Source organism: Massilia litorea (assembly GCF_015101885.1).
Lineage (GTDB): Bacteria > Pseudomonadota > Gammaproteobacteria > Burkholderiales > Burkholderiaceae_D > Telluria > Telluria litorea.
This window is the reverse complement of the sequence record NZ_CP062941.1, coordinates 3,541,481-3,558,875: the sequence shown is the minus strand read 5'-3', so window position 1 is coordinate 3,558,875 and position 17,395 is coordinate 3,541,481. Positions and strand designations below refer to the sequence as shown.

The 17,395-nt window shown below is 61.0% G+C and carries 19 protein-coding genes; 3 read left to right on the top strand and 16 right to left on the bottom strand.

Annotated features, from left to right (window positions below; all coding sequences use genetic code 11):
- Nucleotides 1-14: 14 nt before the first annotated feature.
- The gene (locus LPB04_RS16020) at nucleotides 15-533 is read left to right on the top strand and encodes a DUF4124 domain-containing protein (protein WP_193685511.1); all 519 of its coding nucleotides are present in this window, start codon (nucleotides 15-17) and stop codon (nucleotides 531-533) included.
- A 10-nt stretch (nucleotides 534-543) separates the two neighbouring features.
- On the opposite strand, the gene LPB04_RS16015 is transcribed toward LPB04_RS16020, so the two are convergent.
- Nucleotides 544-858, bottom strand: coding sequence for an RnfH family protein (locus tag LPB04_RS16015; RefSeq protein ID WP_193685510.1), 315 nt, complete (start codon nucleotides 856-858; stop codon nucleotides 544-546).
- The gene (locus LPB04_RS16010) at nucleotides 848-1,282 is read right to left on the bottom strand and encodes a type II toxin-antitoxin system RatA family toxin (RefSeq protein ID WP_193685509.1); all 435 of its coding nucleotides are present in this window, start codon (nucleotides 1,280-1,282) and stop codon (nucleotides 848-850) included. Before LPB04_RS16010 ends, LPB04_RS16015 begins: the two co-directional genes overlap by 11 nt.
- 97 nt (nucleotides 1,283-1,379) lie before the next feature.
- On the opposite strand from LPB04_RS16010, the gene smpB reads away from it, so the two are divergent.
- Nucleotides 1,380-1,829: an SsrA-binding protein SmpB gene (smpB, locus tag LPB04_RS16005; RefSeq protein WP_193685508.1), complete on the top strand. Its 450-nt coding sequence runs from the start codon at nucleotides 1,380-1,382 to the stop codon at nucleotides 1,827-1,829.
- A gap of 141 nt (nucleotides 1,830-1,970) precedes the next feature.
- Here the strand turns inward: smpB and LPB04_RS16000 are convergent, their stop codons facing one another.
- The 4 genes from LPB04_RS16000 to LPB04_RS15985 all read right to left on the bottom strand — a co-directional run bounded on the left by LPB04_RS16000 (nucleotide 1,971) and on the right by LPB04_RS15985 (nucleotide 5,361).
- Nucleotides 1,971-3,137 (bottom strand): multidrug effflux MFS transporter, encoded by a 1,167-nt coding sequence (locus tag LPB04_RS16000; protein ID WP_193685507.1) that lies wholly within the window; start codon nucleotides 3,135-3,137, stop codon nucleotides 1,971-1,973.
- 85 nt (nucleotides 3,138-3,222) lie between these two features.
- Nucleotides 3,223-3,894, bottom strand: coding sequence for a signal peptidase I (gene lepB / locus LPB04_RS15995; RefSeq protein WP_193685506.1), 672 nt, complete (start codon nucleotides 3,892-3,894; stop codon nucleotides 3,223-3,225).
- 112 nt (nucleotides 3,895-4,006) lie between these two features.
- Nucleotides 4,007-4,183 (bottom strand): hypothetical protein, encoded by a 177-nt coding sequence (locus LPB04_RS15990; RefSeq protein WP_193685505.1) that lies wholly within the window; start codon nucleotides 4,181-4,183, stop codon nucleotides 4,007-4,009.
- A complete protein-coding gene (locus LPB04_RS15985) occupies nucleotides 4,180-5,361 on the bottom strand; it encodes a PepSY-associated TM helix domain-containing protein (RefSeq protein ID WP_193685504.1) in 1,182 nt (393 codons plus the stop codon). The genes LPB04_RS15990 and LPB04_RS15985 overlap by 4 nt, the downstream gene beginning before the upstream one ends.
- A gap of 107 nt (nucleotides 5,362-5,468) precedes the next feature.
- On the opposite strand from LPB04_RS15985, the gene LPB04_RS15980 reads away from it, so the two are divergent.
- Nucleotides 5,469-7,655 carry a TonB-dependent receptor gene (locus LPB04_RS15980; protein WP_193685503.1) on the top strand — a complete coding sequence of 729 codons (2,187 nt, stop codon included), beginning with the start codon at nucleotides 5,469-5,471 and terminating at the stop codon, nucleotides 7,653-7,655.
- Nucleotides 7,656-7,894: 239 nt separating this feature from the next.
- Here the strand turns inward: LPB04_RS15980 and LPB04_RS15975 are convergent, their stop codons facing one another.
- From LPB04_RS15975 to ppsA, 10 genes are all read right to left on the bottom strand, one after another.
- On the bottom strand, nucleotides 7,895-8,254 hold the full coding sequence (locus LPB04_RS15975; protein ID WP_193685502.1) for a hypothetical protein: 360 nt from the start codon (nucleotides 8,252-8,254) through the stop codon (nucleotides 7,895-7,897).
- Between the two features lie 53 nt (nucleotides 8,255-8,307).
- Complete coding sequence (locus LPB04_RS15970) at nucleotides 8,308-9,135, bottom strand: SDR family oxidoreductase (RefSeq protein WP_193685501.1); 828 nt, start codon at nucleotides 9,133-9,135, stop codon at nucleotides 8,308-8,310.
- A complete protein-coding gene (locus tag LPB04_RS15965; RefSeq protein WP_193685500.1) occupies nucleotides 9,132-10,052 on the bottom strand; it encodes an SPFH domain-containing protein in 921 nt (306 codons plus the stop codon). Before LPB04_RS15965 ends, LPB04_RS15970 begins: the two co-directional genes overlap by 4 nt.
- A gap of 31 nt (nucleotides 10,053-10,083) precedes the next feature.
- Nucleotides 10,084-10,506 carry an NfeD family protein gene (locus LPB04_RS15960; RefSeq protein WP_193685499.1) on the bottom strand — a complete coding sequence of 141 codons (423 nt, stop codon included), beginning with the start codon at nucleotides 10,504-10,506 and terminating at the stop codon, nucleotides 10,084-10,086.
- Nucleotides 10,507-10,529: 23 nt separating this feature from the next.
- A complete protein-coding gene (locus tag LPB04_RS15955; protein ID WP_193685498.1) occupies nucleotides 10,530-10,910 on the bottom strand; it encodes a hypothetical protein in 381 nt (126 codons plus the stop codon).
- 517 nt (nucleotides 10,911-11,427) lie between these two features.
- Complete coding sequence (locus LPB04_RS15950; protein ID WP_193689166.1) at nucleotides 11,428-11,577, bottom strand: hypothetical protein; 150 nt, start codon at nucleotides 11,575-11,577, stop codon at nucleotides 11,428-11,430.
- Nucleotides 11,578-11,591: 14 nt separating this feature from the next.
- Entirely contained in the window at nucleotides 11,592-12,491 is a 900-nt protein-coding gene (locus LPB04_RS15945; RefSeq protein ID WP_193685497.1) for a hypothetical protein, read from the bottom strand.
- On the bottom strand, nucleotides 12,484-13,560 hold the full coding sequence (locus LPB04_RS15940; protein ID WP_193685496.1) for an AAA family ATPase: 1,077 nt from the start codon (nucleotides 13,558-13,560) through the stop codon (nucleotides 12,484-12,486). The genes LPB04_RS15945 and LPB04_RS15940 overlap by 8 nt, the downstream gene beginning before the upstream one ends.
- Entirely contained in the window at nucleotides 13,553-14,731 is a 1,179-nt protein-coding gene (locus tag LPB04_RS15935; RefSeq protein ID WP_193685495.1) for a DUF262 domain-containing protein, read from the bottom strand. The genes LPB04_RS15940 and LPB04_RS15935 overlap by 8 nt, the downstream gene beginning before the upstream one ends.
- A 229-nt stretch (nucleotides 14,732-14,960) precedes the next feature.
- Nucleotides 14,961-17,315, bottom strand: coding sequence for a phosphoenolpyruvate synthase (ppsA, locus tag LPB04_RS15930; RefSeq protein WP_229515048.1), 2,355 nt, complete (start codon nucleotides 17,313-17,315; stop codon nucleotides 14,961-14,963).
- Nucleotides 17,316-17,395: the final 80 nt, after the last annotated feature.

Below are 17,395 nucleotides of genomic sequence, written 5' to 3'. Positions count from 1 at the left end.
CGAAAATATCCACCATGCCAAGATCGCTTCGCCCCTCCCTGTCCCGCTGCGCCGCCGTGCTCCTGTTCTGCTGCGCCGGCCTTGCGCAGGCCCAGTTCGTCTGGATCGGCCCGAACGGCACCCGCGTGTATTCGGACCAGCCGCCGCCGCCCGGCACGCCGGCCGCGAAGATCCTGAAGGGACCGGGTCGCGCGGCGCCGCCGCAGGTGCTGGAGGCCGGGAAGGAAGCGAAGGAGGAAGACAAGGCGCCTGCTCCCGCGAAGCCGAAGCCTCCGACCCTGGCGGAGCGCGAAGCCGACTATCGCAAACGCAGGCAGGAGAGCGAGGACGCGCAGCGCAAGTCGCAGGCGCAAGCGCAGCAGGCGGCGGCCCAGGCCGAATATTGCGAGAACCTGCGCAAGCACAAGCGCCTGTACGACTCGGGAATCCGGATCGCCGACGTCGGGGCGGACGGCCAGAAACGATTCGTGAGCGATGCCGAGCGTGCCGCACTGGCCGAGCGCACCGCCAGCGAAATGAAAGAATGCCGCTAGGCGCCTTCCCTCATTTCTGGGCGCCGGCTTCCTTCTTTGCCGCACGCTTGCGGCGCGAATCCTTGGGGTCGGCCACCAGCGGGCGATAGATCTCGATGCGGTCATGCGCGCGCAGGACGGTATCGAGGGTTTTCTTCTTGGCGAAAATGCCGACCGGCTGGGTCACCAGGTTGATGTCGGGGAAGGCGGCGAGCACGCCGCTGGCCTCGATCGCCTGGCCGATCGTCGTGCCGGGAGCGACGTCGAGCGGCCGCAGGAATTCCTGCTGCGGCGTCGCATAGCAGACCACCACCGCGAGGGTGCCGGCCGCCCCATCAGACACCATAGACCACCTCGGCGCGCTTGCAGAAGGAATCGACCATGTTATTGGCGATCATCCCGAACACGGGTCCGACGAGCTGTTCGAGGATAATGCTCGAGAACTCGTACTGCATGTCGAAATCGATCTTGCAGGCGTCTTCACGCAAGGCCTTGAAATTCCAGGTGCCTTCCAGCATTTTGAAGGGGCCGTCGACCAGGTGCATCTTCATCTGCGTCGGACGCTGGTTGTGGTTCGAGGTGGTGAAGCTCTGCTTGACGCCGTGGAAGTTGATGCCGAGGCTGGCCACCAGCTTGTCGTCGCTGCGTTCGAGCAGCTTGACGCCGCTGCACCAGGGAAGGAACTTCGGATAATCTTCCACCTTTGCCACCAGATCGAACATCTGTTCAGCGCTATAGCCCAGGAAAACTGATTTGTGCACTACTGCCATTGGTCAACCGTTTGTTATGATGTTGGACAAGTTGCATTTCGCGGCCATTCGGCCGCGACAGCTGTAGTTTAACCGACCCGCGGATTTTCGCTATTTCATGAGCATCGCTGACAATAAAAAAGCATTTTTCGACTACTTCATCGAGGACCGTTACGAAGCGGGCCTGGTGCTCGAGGGCTGGGAAGTCAAGGCCATTCGCGAAGGACGCGTGAACATCAAGGAAGCCTATGTCGTCGTGCGCGGCGACGAGCTGTTCCTGTTCGGCTGCCACGTGAGCGCGCTGACCACCGCCTCCTCCTTCAGCCACCCGGAAGCCCTGCGCACGCGCAAGCTGCTGCTGCACCGTGCCGAGATCGACAAGCTGCGCGGCAAGGTCGAGCGTTCGGGCTATACGCTGGTGCCCTTGAACCTGCATTACAAGGGCGGGCGGGTGAAGTGCGAAGTGGGCCTGGCCAAGGGCAAGAAGCAGCACGACAAGCGCGCGACCGAGAAGGACCGGGATGCCAAGCGCGAGGTGCAGTCGGCGATGAAGACGAACCGGCGGTGATTCGCGGCGCGGTGTCCACATGTGCGTAAACGCGTGGGCTCGGGAGCCCACCCTACGTTACGCAATTGTCGTTGGCTGGGGTGCACCGTAGCGTGGGCTCCGGAGCTCACGCGTAAACGGTGAGCAGCCCGCAGCCAACGCTCACGCCAGCTTGCTGGCCCTCCACGCCCCAAAACTCAACACCAGCCCCACCCCCACCCCGCAAGCCAGTTTGAACGCGCTGTCGAACAGCACCGGCGCCACCAGCCCCGACACCAGCGCAAACGACATCATCTGGATAAACCCCAGCATCGACGAGGCCAGCCCGCGGTTGTCCGGAAACAGCCCCAGCGCCGTCATCTGCACCGCCGGCATCGCCACGGCCAGGCCGAAGGTATAGATCGCCAGCGGCAGCACCGCCCAGGGAATCGCGGCCGGGAACAGCGCGTTGTAGCCGATGTTCAGCACCGCCGCCACCAGCATGGTGCCGAAACCGATCCACTTCAGGCGCCCGGCCGCCATGTGCGCCGCGCGCTTGCCGCCCCAGGCGGAACCGAGCACCATGCCGCCGATCAGCGGGATGAACATCCAGGCAAAGGCCGTCTCCGGCAGCCCGAGAATGACCATCACGAAATTCGCGGCGGAGCCGATATACAGCGACAGGCCGCCGAAGGACATGCCGACCGACAGCGACAGCAGCAGGAACTGCGGATTGCGCAGCACCTTCAGGTAGTTGGCCGCGATCGTCGCTGGATGAAAAGGCTGGCGCTTCTCGACCGGCAGGCTTTCCGGCAGCAGGCGCAGCGTCAGCACGATCAGCAGGGTGCCGAAGGCGGCCAGGAACCAGAAGGTCGAGCGCCAGCCGAAGTGCACGTGCAGCCAGCCGCCGAGGATCGGCGCGATGGCCGGCGCCAGGCCGAACACCATCATGATGTTCGACATCATCTTCTGCGCCTCGGCCCCCTTCAGGCGGTCCTGCACGATGGCCTGGCCGATGACGGAACCGGCGCCGGCCGACAGTCCCTGCAGCGCGCGGCAGGCCAGCAGGAAGCCGAAGCTCGGGGCAAAGGCCGCGCCGACCGACGCCAGCGTATAGATCGCGAGCGCGACCAGGATCACGCGCCGCCGCCCGAAGGAATCGGACAGCGTGCCATAGAACAGCATCATGAAGGCAAAGCAGAACAGGAAGACGGACAGGGTCTGCTGGACGGCGACCGGGCCGACGCCGAAATCGCGGCCGATGGCCGGCATCGAGGGCAGATAGGTGTCGATCGCAAGGGCCCCGGCCATGCCGAGGCAGGCCAGGACGACGGTCAGGATTCTGTACATCAGGGACTTTCAGTGAAGCGGGAAGGCCGAGATTGTACAGAATATTAGGTCAGCTCATCGGGAGCGGGCCCGGAGCGGCAGCCGCTTAATCCCGCAGGGACATGCCGAAGCGGTCGAAGCGCGGGTGCCAGTTACCGAGCGTATCGGCCGAGACCAGCACCCGCTCGGCGCGGCCGATCAGCAGCTTGCGCGGCACGAAACCGATGTAGCGCGAGTCGGCGCTGTTGTCGCGGTTATCGCCCAGCATCATGTACTGGTCCGGCGGCACCGTCACCGGTCCGAAATTGCGCGCCGGCGAATCGATCTGCGGGAAGAACTGGACGCGGCGTGCGTGGCCGTCGAGGCGCTCGCTGATGCGCATTGCCGGCACTTCTCCCTTGCCGGCCGGCTCCATCACCTGCTGCACGGCGTCGTACTGGGCATGCTGGCCATTGATGATCAGCATTTCGTTGCGCATCTCGACCACGTCGCCCGGCAGTGCAACCAGGCGCTTGATCAGGCGCGTGCCGTCCTTCGGCGAACTGAAGGTGACGACGTCGCCGCGCTGCGGTTCGCCGGTGCGGGTGACGATGGTGTCGGTCAGCGGCACCTTCAGATCGAAGGCCAGGCGGTTGACGAACACCACGTCGCCCTCGAGCAGGTTCGGCCGCATCGAGGACGAGGGAATCGGGTTCCAGTCCGCGACCGCCGTTCGGAACACGCCGAACAGCAGCATGAAAGCGATAAAGCCCTTGTTGGCGCGGATGAAGTTCTTCACTGGAGTGTCCCGATGTGTGGTGGTTGGTGTCTCCACTTTATACGGGGCAATTCTTTGGAAAAGCTTAAGCTTCAGGCAACGAAAGGCGGCTTAAGGAAGGCTTCAGAAATGCTCAGCTGCGCCAGCCGCGCAGGCCGTACCAGAAGCCGATGATGACCGGGATACCGAGCGCGAAAGCGGACACGATGTCCCAGATGCCGTCGCCCAGCAGCGCGCTGAGGAGGCCGATCGTGGTGAGCAGGCCGAGCAGGATCGGCATGCCCCACAGTTTCAGGAAAGGGCTGTTCATCGCCCTTCCCCGCTGCGCACCAGTGCCCGCGCCGGCGTTCCCATTTGCCGGGCGACGGCCTGTGCATGCCGCCTGAGCGCGCGCCCACGCTGGAACCACAAATACAGTCCGCTGCCCAGCACCACGATGGTCGCGAGGTCGAGCAGCGCCCACAGGAACTTCATCCAGCCGCCGCCGTAGTCGCCGAAGTGCAGCGGCTGCGAGATCAGCAGGCCCGTCAAATACCACGGCAGGTCGCGGTGGTCGGTGATGGCGCCAGTCTGGGCGTCGATCAGCACCGGCTTGTACAGGCGCGAGGAAAAGGCTTCGTTGCCGCGCATGTAGACGCCGTAATGATGGGGGCTGGCGAACGGCGTGCCGGGGAAGGCCACGAAACCGACCTGCATCCCGGGCGCCGCCTTCTCGGCTGCCTTGACGGCCGCGTCCATCGAGGCCAGTTTCGTCGGCGGCGGCGCGCCCTTGTAGGGTTCGAGCATGGCCGCGATCTCGGTCGCCTGCCAGTATTTCAGCAGCACGTCGGCCCAGGTATTGACCATGCCGGTCGCGCCGACGACCAGCGCCCACACCAGCGTGACGATGCCGAGCAGGTTATGGAGGTCGAGCCATTTCAGGCGTGCGGTGCGGCCGTGGCGCACGGTGCCGAAGTCGAGCTTGCGCATGAAGGGCGCGTACAGCACCACCCCGCTGACGATGGCCACCAGCAGGAGCAGGCCCATCAGGCCCAGGAACAGCTTGCCGGGCAGGCCCGCGAACAGGTCCACGTGCAGGCGGAACATGGTCGACATGAAGGCGCCGCCCTCGAAAGCCGGCTCGGTGATGAGCTTGGCCGTGCGCGCGTCGACCGCGATCGGCTTGTAGTGTTCGTCGGTCGGGTGGTCGCCCAGGGTGACGTTCCAGATCGCCGGCTCGTCCGTCTCCTGCGAGATGTACATCGTGATCTTGTTCGGATACAGGGCGCGGGCGGCGGCGATCACGTCGTCGACATTCGCGCGCGGCGGATCGGCTGCCAGAGTGGAATCCAGCTTCGGCGCCTCGACATCGTTGCCCAGCAGGTGGCCGATCTCATGGTGATAGATCAGCGGCAGGCCGGTCAGGCACAGCAGGAGCATGAAGATGGTGCAGACCAGGCTGCTCCATTTATGGATCCAGGACCAGCGGCGTAGGGAATGCGATGACATGTGGCGCTTGAAGAAGATGAGTACAGATAATAATGGTTCTCATTTACAGCCGCAAGCTTCGCGTGCATAATAATGATAACTATTCTCATTCAAGAACAATACTACCGATGAACCAGCTCCGCCTTACTCCCCTCGCCTTTGGCGCTTTCGTCTTCATCTCCGGCCATGCCGGCGCCCAGACCGCCGCTCCAGACACCCCTGAACAGCCGATCCAGACCGTCGTCGTCACCGCCTCGGCCGACGCCTCGGCCCAGGGCCTGCCGAAGGATTTCGCCGGCGGCCAGGTAGCGCGCGGCGGCCGCATCGGCCTGCTGGGCAATGTCGACATGATGGACACGCCCTTCAACACCACCAACTACACCCACGCGCTGATCCAGGACCAGCAGGCCAGGAGCGTCGCCGACGTGGTCCAGAACGACCCCTCGGTGCGCGTGGCGCGCGGCTTCGGCAATTACCAGGAGCTGTATGTGATCCGCGGCTTCGCCGTCAACTCGGACGACCTCGCCTATAACGGCCTGTACGGCCTGCTGCCGCGCCAGTTCGTGGCCTCCGAACTGCTCGAGCGCGTCGAAGTCTTCCGCGGTGCGAACAGCTTCGTAAACGGCGCGGCGCCGGGCGGCGGCGGCATCGGCGGCATGATCAACCTGGTGCCGAAACGCGCGCCGAACGCGCCCCTGAACCAGGTGACGCTGGGCGTCGAGAGCGGCGGCCAGCTGTACGGCGCCTTCGACCTGGCGCGCCGTTTCGGTCCCGAAGGCCGCGCCGGCCTGCGCATCAACGGCGCGCGCCGCGACGGCGACACCGCCATCGACCGCGAGGGCCGCGAACTGTCCGTGTTCTCGGTCGGCGCCGACTACCGCGGACGCGGCTGGCGGGTGTCGGCAGACGCCGGTTACCAGAACCACCGGCTGGACAAGGCACGCCCGAGCGTCACCGTCGCGGCCGGCTTGCCTATCCTCGAAGCGCCCGATGCCGACAGCAACTGGGCCCAGCCCTGGACGGTGTCGAAGGAACGCGACGTGTTCGGCACCCTGCGCGCGGAAGTCGATCTCGGCAAGGACTCGGTCGCCTGGGCCGCCTTCGGCGCGCGCAAGGGCGACGAATCGAATGTGCTCGCCTCGGCCGACGTCTTCGCCCGGGACGGCAGCGCCACCATGAGCCGCTTCGACAACGTGCGCGAGGACGAGGTGCGCACCGGAGAGCTAGGCGCCCGCACGAGCCTGCGTACCGGCGCGATCGGCCACACGCTGTCGGCCACGGCCTCGGGCTTCCACAGCGAGTCGCGCAATGCCTTCGCGCTCGGTAACGCGCTGATCAACACGAACATCTACCGTCCGATGGACGCGGCCGCGCCGGGCTACCTCGCCTACCCCGGCGGGAACATGAGCGATCCACTGTTGACGCGCAAGACCATCCTGTCGAGCGCGGCGATTGCCGACACCCTCTCCTTCGCCGGCGACAAGGTCCTGCTGACGCTCGGCCTGCGCCACCAGCGCATCAGGGATGCCGGCTACGACTACGCCACCGGCATCGAGAACTCGCGCTACGAATCGAGCGCCAACACGCCGGTCGCGGGCCTGGTCTACAAGCCGGCCGAGGGTGTGTCCCTGTACGCGAACTATATCGAGGCGCTGCAGCCCGGCACGGTTGCCACCAGCTTCGACCGCGCGCATCTCTTCGCCAACGAAGGCGAGGTGCTCGCGCCCTACACCTCGCGCCAGAAGGAAATCGGCGTGAAGGTCGACGCCGGCAAGTTCGGCGCCAGCGCGGCCCTGTTCACGACCAGCCAGCCGCAGACGAATGTCCTGAACAATACCTTCGGCCTGTTCGGCGAACAGCGCAACCGCGGGCTGGAGCTGTCGGTGTTCGGCACGCCGGCCAGGGGCCTGCGCCTGCTGGGCGGGGCCACCCTGCTCGACACCCAGCAGCGCCACACCTACAACGGCGCCACCGACGGCCGCGAGGCGATCGGCGTGCCGGAAATGCAGTTCAACCTCGGCGCCGACTGGAGCGTGCCGGGCGTGCAGGGCCTGTCGCTGAACGCGCGCGCCGTGCACACCTCGGACCAGTTCGCGGACGCGGCCAACCTGCAAAGGCTGCCGTCCTGGACCCGCCTCGATATCGGCGCGACCTGGATGACGCGCGTGATGGCGCGCGACGTGACGCTGCGTGCCCGCATCGACAATGTCGCCAACCGTAGCTACTGGGCCTCGAGCGGCGGCTATCCGGGCTTCGGCTACCTGGTGGCGGGTGCGCCGCGCACGGTGAGCGTGTCGGGGTCGATCGACTTCTGAGCATGTAGGGTGGGCACTGCGTGCCCACGCGTTGCGGCGGCTGCACACCACTGACTTCACGTTATCCCGCAACTGCGCGACCGCTGAGACGGCGTGGGCACGGAGTGCCCACCCTACGAGCTGATGCTGAAGGAGCGCAATGTCGCATGGATGCCGTCGCTGCGCGGCCCTCGACGAGGGTTCGGCAGTGGTGCTGGTCGGGGCGGCGCATTTGCCCGGGCCATGGGCTGCTGCGCGCCTCAGTAGACGGCGAACCGAAGCGCGGTCCCGAAGCCGGACGCCAGTATCATCAAAAGGAAAAATCCGAGGCACCGAAGCAGCGCGCGGGCACGCTCGCCGCGCGGGCGGGTGCGCAGCAGGTAGATCGGCAACACGACCGGCGTCAGCGTGACGACGCCAGTGCTCATCCAGCGCGAGGGCAGGAACAGGCGCGCTTCGCTATCGAGCCGGTACCAGTAGAACGGTAAAAAGCTCGACAGGAAGGCCGACACCAGGACCCACCACGCGGGCGGCATGGCGGATGTCGGTTCGAGCGGCTCGAGGAGTCCGGAAACCAGCATCAGCGCCAGCATGGCAATCAGTACGTGCTTCGTGCGCATTGTTTCACCTCACCACGTTCGACAGCCGGCCGTATGCATGTTCGTGGTCTTGCCTACCCATGCGGCTTGACTTCGTCCTTCAAGGCCGCCAGCGCCATTTTTTCGACCATGCCCGGCGCCAGCAGCTTGAGGAAGCGCCCGAGCTTCCCCTTGGCCGACATCACCACCTCGCGCCTGCGCGCATTCATGCCCTCGATGATCAGGCGCGCGCATTCCTCGACGCTCATCGCGCCCTCTTCCTTCAAGCCGCTCGCTCCCGCCGCCTCGCCCTGCGCATTGAAGCCGCGATAGCGGATTTTTGTTGCGACCACGCCCGGATACGCCGTCGTCACGCTCACGCCGGCGCCCTTCACTTCCGCCCGCAACGCCTCGAAGAAGCCGGTCATCGCGAACTTGGTGGCGCTGTAGGCGGTGCGTCCCGGCACGCCGATCAGGCCTGCCAGCGAGGAGACGGCGACGATGCTGCCGCGCGCATCCTTGAGATGCGGGAGCGCCGCCTGGGTGCACCAGACGCTGCCCCACAGGTTCACCCGCATCAGCTCTTCGTACCAGCCGAGGTCCTCGACCTCTTCGAACAGGGCGTGCGCCGAGCGCCCGGCGTTGTTGACCAGGACATCGATGCGGCCGAAGCGTTCGACGGCCGTGATCACCAGCCTGCGGCACTGGATCTGCACGCCCACATCGGTCGGCACCGCGAGCACCTGTGCACCGAAGGCGGCGCATTCGGCCGCCACTGCGTCCAGCTGCGCGGCGTTGCGGGCGGCCAGCACCAGCGCCAGGCCCGCGCCCTCCTTCGCCGCCAGCTGGCGCGCCATCTCGGCGCCGATGCCGTCGGAGGCGCCGGTGATGATGATGACCCGCGGCGTTCGTGCCCCGGTCATTTCTGCGTCTTCACGATCTGCAGCGCGCTGGCAATCAGCCCGCTCATCTCGCCCAGGTTGGCCGGCACGATGATGGAGTTATTCGTCTTGGCCAGTTTGCCGAAGGCGTCGACATAGTGTTCGGCCACGCGCAGGTTCATCGCGTCCTCGCCGCCCGGATCGCGGATCGCGGCGCCCACCTGGCGCAGCGCCGTGGCGCTGGCCTCGGCGATGGCGACGATCGCGCTCGCCTCGCCCTGGGCGCGGTTGATCGCGGCCTGGCGCTCGCCTTCGGAGCGGGCGATCGAGGCTTCGCGTTCGCCGCTGGCGATGTTGATCTGCTCCTGGCGCCGTCCCTCGGACGCCGCAATCAGTGCCCGTTTTTCGCGCTCGGCGGTGATCTGGCGCTGCATCGAATGCAGGATCTCGGCCGGCGGCGTCAAATCCTTGATCTCGTAGCGCAGCACCTTCACGCCCCAGTTCGCGGCCGACTCGTCGATGGCGTTGACGATGGTGGTGTTGATGTGGTCGCGCTCCTCGAAGGTTTTATCGAGCTCCATCTTGCCGATCACCGAGCGCAGCGTGGTCTGCGCCAGCTGGGTGATGGCCTGGATGTAGTTCGACGCGCCGTAGGAGGCGCGCATGGCGTCGGTCACCTGGAAGTACAGGATGCCGTCCACCTGCAGCTGGGTGTTGTCCTTGGTGATGCAGACTTGCGGCGGCACGTCGAGCGGGATTTCCTTGAGCACGTGCTTGTAGGCGATGCGGTCGATGAAGGGGATCACGATGTTCAGGCCCGGCGCCAGCGTCGCGTGGTACTTGCCAAGGCGCTCGACCACCCAGGCGTGCTGCTGGGGGACGACGTTGATCGTCTTGAAGACGAAGACCATCGCGATGATGAAAATGACCAGCGCTACCGTTCCGAACGAGAATTCCATGAGCATGCTTTCAAGATGAGTATTCGTTTGTTTATGAATTTGCGACGATCAGGCGGCTGCCCTGCACTTCGACGATGCGGTATTCGCCGGCTTCGGGCAGCGCGCCCGGGCCGAGTTCGACATCCCACAGCGCGCCGCGGTACATCACGCGCGCCCGGCCGCCCTGCCAGCTGGGAACGCTGACACGCTCGCCGATGTCGAGGTTCACGTTGTGGTCGCGGTTGGCGCTTCCCTTGGCCGGCCGGCCGAAACGGCTGCGGTGCAGGATGCTGGTGGCGACGACGCCGACCACGGCCGCGACCAGCGTCTGGATCGGTCCGCTCAAGCCCAGCAGCGCGGCGATGCCGCCGAAGGCCAGGCCAATGGCGATCATCAGCAGATAAAAGGTGCCGGTGAACAGTTCGGCGATCACCAGGATCCCCGCACCGACCAGCCAGTTCATCCAATCAAGCATGGCGTTCTCCTGTCGGGCAGTACTCAGCCGCTCTTGCGCGGCGTGAAAATCGGCGAGACCGGCGCCTTGGCCTCGGGCGCCTTGCAGGTTCGTTCGCAGCGCTGCCAGGTGCTCTCGCAGGCCGCCGTGCGCACGATGCGCCGGTTCTGCACCGCCGAGTGCTCGCCGGCCCGCACCGGCTCCGGCGAAGGTGCGCCAGTCTTCGCAGCCGTGCGCGCCAGCTGGTTTTTCTCCTGCGTCACCAGCAGGCCCTCGCCGTCTTCGGCCGCCAGCTGCGCCACGTCGGCCTTGCAGGCACGGCGTTCGCTGTCGCAGACGGAATGGCAGAAACTTGGCTCGGCCGCAAGGACGGCGTGCGAGACCAGCGTACCCGCCAGGGTGAGGAGCAAGGGTGCGAGGCGCATGTATCTCTCCAGTCAATGTGAAAAACCCCCGCCGCCGCAGGGCTGACGAGGGTTACCAAAAGTTTAACCCGTTCCCGGGATGAGTCAAGACATTTGTTGCCGTTAGGCTATTAATAAATTCCCAATTGCGGCCCGCGAGACTATTGCCCCGAAAGCAGCATCTTGAACAATTCATTCATCACTGAAATATCTGTCATTGCCAACGAGAATTGGCGCAAGGGCCGGAACCGGCCTATAAAGGGAGTATCGGTGATCGCAGGATCTACCGCAATGCAATCCCAGGAGATGGAAATGAAACGATTGGTCAGAACTGTCACGCGCCTCTTGATGCGCATGTCCCGCCACCGCGCCGAGCGGTTCATGCAACGACAGGCAGCCGGCGGCTGCAACTAGAGCCGGCAAGGTACGACGCACACGCCAACCATTCGGTTGGCGTTTCTTTTTGGCGCATCGCCGGTGCGAAAAAAAACCCTCGCCACCAGCAAGGTGAGCGAGGGTTTTTCCGGTCCAGCGAAGCTTACATCTTCGCCAGCTTCTGCCAGGTCTCGATCACCGAGTCCGGGTTAAGCGACATCGACTCGATGCCCTCTTCCACCAGCCACTGCGTGAAATCGGGGACGGTGCTGAGACCCTGCTCGTAGATGGCTTTCGCAGAGTACGATCTCATTGCTATCCAAAAGTTTACGTCGTTAGATGGGCTGCGATGACACCAACAATAACCTTCTTATTGACCGCTTTTGCGACCTTTTCGTTTGCGTAACTGCGCGCATAAAAATGAATACGGCCATACGTTGGCTGCAGCTTAGTATGCCACTCACATAGAATCTTCTCTCCGGCAATATTTATTTCTCTTTCTTTCATTGCAGCCTTATTTTTGTGAGTACTAGGACTCTCAGGCGAAATTTCGACTCCATACGCCCTTGCGTTCCCAATAATCTCCTTTGCCGAGATACCTGAGCGAAAATCAACAGGCGCAACGTCATTAAGGTATGTCAAATGACTTAGAATTTCGGCACGGCCACTGTCAAAATCTACTCCCGTGCTCTTCAACTCAGCGACTTCGGCATAAAAATATATATTTTCATACATTATTGGCGCGTATAACACCAATAGATCAAGCGACATCTTGTAATGTAGAAATAAGCTTCGGAGTGCAGGGGGAACGTGCGCCACGTCAGCTACAAGAGTCATCGCGTTCTCATCCCACCAAGACTCGTGCTGCCGTCCGTTAGTCGAGATGAGAGCACCAGCACCCGCGTCCAATAAAGCAGTGTTTGCAAATCCGCTTCCATTATTCGAATCGCATGCCACGGTTCGGGAATGTGCAATCTGGAATTTCACTATCGAATCACGCACACTCCCTTCTTCGTTACCTTCAAATACCAACTGAGCTACATCACTTCCGTTGACCTCAAGCGAATAAACGTCGGAATAGCAACAAACGGTTGCCAAGTTAGAATCAATGTCAAGTGCAGCATCGATCACCTGTACAAATTTGTCTAATGGTTCACAATCACGATGAATACAGGCTAGAGCATTGAGAAGTACCTCTTCATCAACGAAAAAATGTATGTCAGGCATTCTTCTTACTCAGCTCACGCAAATTTATTGAAAACTGGTCAAAGAACCCTTTAGGCCAACGCTCTAACTTACCATCATCACGAAGCTGAATTTTTGTCAGAATGCTCGCACCATCTTCCGGTTTCTCAAAAAATCCTATCTTCACTTCGTCGCCTTTTAGCCCACAGTTGTTTTTGACCGCGAGACGAATTCCATCTAATAAATGGTCGCTGTGAGTCTCCACAACTACCTGTAACCCCAGCGCAGCAGCACAAGCAATTAAATTGCCCATCCTCGTTTGCCCCCGTGGATGCAAGTGAGCTTCCGGATTCTCGATTAGCAACAAACCTCCCTTGTTTGCTAACGTTCCAAACCACTGAGTCAATCTTTGATCAGAATCATCAGTGCCAATATTTCCGGTCATTGTAAGCAAACACAATATAATGGGTAGCGTATAACTAATTCCGAAGCCTGAGTTCGTTGCACGGTTTCCGTCCACTGCTAGCGTCGAAGAATCATATTTACGGAGAACGTCAAATTCAAGTCGAACCCCTGGAGAGATTTCGCTAATCCATCTCACAACTTGGTGTTTAAGCGTGTTACTCGCTGAATCAGTATGACGCAGCAGAGAAGCCACGATGGTATTTTCAAATATTGTCGCGTAGTGCGCCGCATACTGCCCAAGCGATCCCACCGTCAAATCATTCATGTCATCACTCAGCAATGGAAGCGCAACTCTAGGACCGTATCGATCTGCGGAGATATACTGACAGAATGGGAGATCTAAGTCGGCAGTTACCTCGTAATTTAAGCCGCCAATGTTTAAAGTATAATTTTTAGCATCATCGGTGCCAATAGACAATTCGATGTGTGCATTAATATCAACCAGCCTTGACCTCAACTCGCTAAAGCCGCCATAGCCGTCTATATAAGGGGATTTACCATTCGATACAGCAGAGCACATTCGAAGCGCTTGAATAACGCTACTCTTTCCTGAATTATTAAGTCCAGTCAAGACCGTTAGCTTGCCAAGATCTACCTCTTCTGATCGAAAAGACTTGAAACCATTTATTTTTATCTTATTAATCATTTTTAATACTTCTTAGAAGACTAATTATACGATCAAAACGATACCGAACTCCCGCCAAGTCGCCCCCGTACCGACCAATTGAATCGCTAAAGTCGCTATCGTTCTCAAGCAATGCATAATAAGCGGCTTCAAACGCGCCCTGACGCTCAATTATCTTATTAAACCACTCAACGTTTATTTTTGCAAGGCAATACGTCCATACATCGAATAATGATTTATTAATGGGAGTCTTTCTCTCACGCCCTTTTGATCGTCTGAAAGCATGTTCCCCAAACAGAATATTTGCCCTTTCAAGAGCCCGGTCGAAGTCTGCCAAAACCTTTACATTTGGAATCCTACGCACGTCTTCAAACTTTAGATCACCGTTAACAAATCTCATAGTATCCGAAAGGAAGGCGTCCATATCGCCTTTATAGCTTTTACGTTCCCGCAGGTAAAATGAAAGAAAACGCAGAACCAATTCACGCCCGGCCATCCTTCCATCTTTTACCGTTTTTCCTACAAACTTTTTGTACGCGGTTGTAGATACCATTTCCTTCAATAATTCAGTCGCCTCACCTTGGTATAACGCATGGCGAATCTCTTGTGACGACAATCGCATACCACCCGTATTAATCCGTTTAAAGATATTTCGCTTAACTTTTTCAGGGGTGTCGGGATTGATAATGGTAAACGAAAGTTCTGCCTCCATTATATTATTGATAATCCTAGGCATTTTTGCCCGTTTTTCAATCGTGAAGAAGTTATTCCCATCGAAAATATCCCCCCAAAACTCAAGACCACGCAATGAGAACCCTTTGCCGTCTCCGTCTGGACCTAAAATGAAATCTCGTATAGTCGTGAGGCGCTGCAGGCCATCCACGACCTCCCATATCCCATCTTTATCTTCGGACACATAGAACATCGGAAGCGGAATACGCAACATCATGGACTCTATTAAGAGGCTTTTACGCTCTGAATCCCATACATAATTGCGTTGAAAATCTGGGTTCAGAACGATAGTTCCATTTCTAATCCTACGAAGCACTGTATCAAGGGCGACAACCTTTGAAGACAACGAGATTGATGCGGGATCGAATGGCTCATGACTCTTAAACGTTTCTTCCTCTTGCTCGACGCCAGAAGTTACTCCTTCTTCGACAAGCTCTTCCTTAACTTTGGTGTGTAGCACAGCTGCAGCTCTCTATTCAGGTCTCAACAAAAGGATTTCCTAACGTGCAATAGTACTACTGGAGTGCCCCTAAAACTAGTCCACCTAGTCCTTTTTCAAAGGCAGCAACTAGTACAACAACTAGATATTAGGAGTAAAGGTAGGAGTGATACTAGTGCAAGACAAAAAAAGGCCCTCGGTAGCCGAACGCCGAGGGCCTAGCAAGCATACAGATTAGGGTTATAGTCCGTTACATCTTCGCCAGCTTCTGCCAGGTCTCGATCACCGAGTCCGGGTTCAGCGACATCGACTCGATGCCCTCTTCCACCAGCCACTGCGCGAAATCAGGATTGTCCGAAGGACCCTGGCCGCAGATGCCGATGTACTTGCCCTGCGCGCGGCAGGCCTTGATGGCCAGCGACAGCATTGCCTTCACGGCCGGGTCGCGCTCGTCGAAATCGGCGGCCAGCAGCGGCATGCCGGAATCGCGGTCCAGGCCCAGGGTCAGCTGGGTCAGGTCGTTCGAACCGATCGAGAAGCCGTCGAAGTGTTCGAGGAAGCGCTCGGCCAGGATGGCGTTCGACGGCACTTCGCACATCATGATGACGCGCAGGCCGTTTTCGCCGCGCTTCAGGCCATATTTGGCCAGCAGGGCGATGACCTTCTCGGCCTGGCCCAGGGTGCGCACGAACGGGATCATCAGCTCGACGTTGGTCAGGCCCATCTCTTCGCGCACGCGCTTCATCGCGATGCATTCCATCTCGAAGGCTTCGGCGAAGTCTTCGGCCAGGTAGCGCGCGGCGCCGCGGAAGCCCAGCATCGGGTTTTCTTCGTCCGGCTCGTAGCGCGAACCGCCGATCAGCTTCTTGTACTCGTTCGACTTGAAGTCGGACAGGCGCACGATGACCGGCTTCGGCCAGAAGGCGGCGGCGATGGTCGCCACGCCTTCGGCCAGCTTGTCGACGTAGAAGGCTTTCGGCGAAGCGTGGCCGCGGGCGACCGACTCCACCGCCTTCTTCAGGTCGGCGTCGATGTTCGGGTACTCGAGGATGGCCTTCGGGTGCACGCCGATGTTGTTGTTGATGATGAACTCGAGACGCGCTAGGCCGACGCCGTTGTTCGGCACCGACTGGAAGTCGAAGGCCAGCTGCGGGTTGCCGACGTTGAGCATGATCTTGGTCGCGATCGGCGGCAGTTCGCCGCGCGAGACTTCCGTGATTTCCGTTTCCAGCAGGCCGTCGTAGATCTTGCCTTCGTCGCCTTCGGCGCAGGAGACGGTGACGAAGGTGCCGTCCTTCAGCACTTCGGTCGCGTCGCCGCAGCCGACGACTGCCGGCACGCCCAGTTCACGGGCGATGATGGCCGCGTGGCAGGTGCGGCCGCCGCGGTTGGTGACGATCGCCGAGGCGCGCTTCATGACCGGTTCCCAGTTCGGGTCGGTCATGTCGGCCACCAGCACGTCGCCCGGCTGCACGCGTTCCATTTCCGACGGGTCGGTAATCACGCGCACCGGACCGGCGCCGATCTTCTGGCCGATCGCCCGGCCCTGCGTCAACACCGTGCCGCTGCCCTTCAGGCTGAAACGCTGCTGGGCGTCGGTCGCCTTCTGCTGCGACTTCACGGTTTCCGGACGCGCCTGCAGGATGAACAGCTTGCCGTCGCGGCCGTCCTTGCCCCACTCGATGTCCATCGGACGGCCGTAGTGGTTTTCGATGATGACGGCATACTTGGCCAGCTCGACGACTTCCTCGTCGGTCAGCGAATAACGGTTGCGCATCTCGATCGGCACGTCGACGGTTTTCACGGAACGGCCGGCTTTCGCCTCGCTGGTGAATTCCATCTTGATCAGCTTCGAGCCGATGTTGCGGCGGATGACAGGCTTCTTGCCCTGGGCCAGCATCGGCTTGTGGACATAGAACTCGTCAGGGTTGACCGCGCCCTGCACGACGGTCTCGCCCAGGCCGTAGCTCGAGGTGATGAAGACGACGTCCTTGAAACCCGATTCGGTGTCGATGGTGAACATGACGCCGGCGGCGCCCAGGTCCGAGCGCACCATGCGCTGCACGCCGGCCGACAGGGCGACTTCGGCGTGGGTGAAGCCCTTATGCACGCGGTACGAGATCGCGCGGTCGTTGTAGAGCGAGGCGAAGACGTGCTTCATCGCTTCCAGCACGTTGTCGATGCCGACCACGTTCAGGAAGGTCTCCTGCTGGCCTGCGAACGAGGCGTCCGGCAAGTCTTCGGCGGTGGCCGAGGAACGCACGGCGAAGGACATCTCGGCGGTGGAATCGGCGACCAGGCGCTCGTAATAGCTGCGGATTTCGTTTTCCAGGCGCGGCTGGAACGGGGTTTCGACGATCCACTGGCGGATCTCGGCGCCGGCGGCGGCGAGCGAGCGCACGTCGTCGATGTCGAGGCCTTCGAGGCGGGTGGCGATGCGGTCGGCGAGCGAAGGACCACCGTTGATCGAATGCTCGAGGAAGTCGCGGAAGGCCTGGGCCGTGGTAGCGAAGCCGGTCGGCACGCGCACGCCGGCTTCCGCGAGCTGGCTGATCATTTCCCCGAGCGAGGCGTTCTTGCCGCCGACCGATTCGACATCGGTCATGCGCAGGTTTTCGAACGGGGCAACGTAGACACTCGCCCCTTGCTCGGGTTCTTTCAATACTGCATTAGACAGGTTAGTCA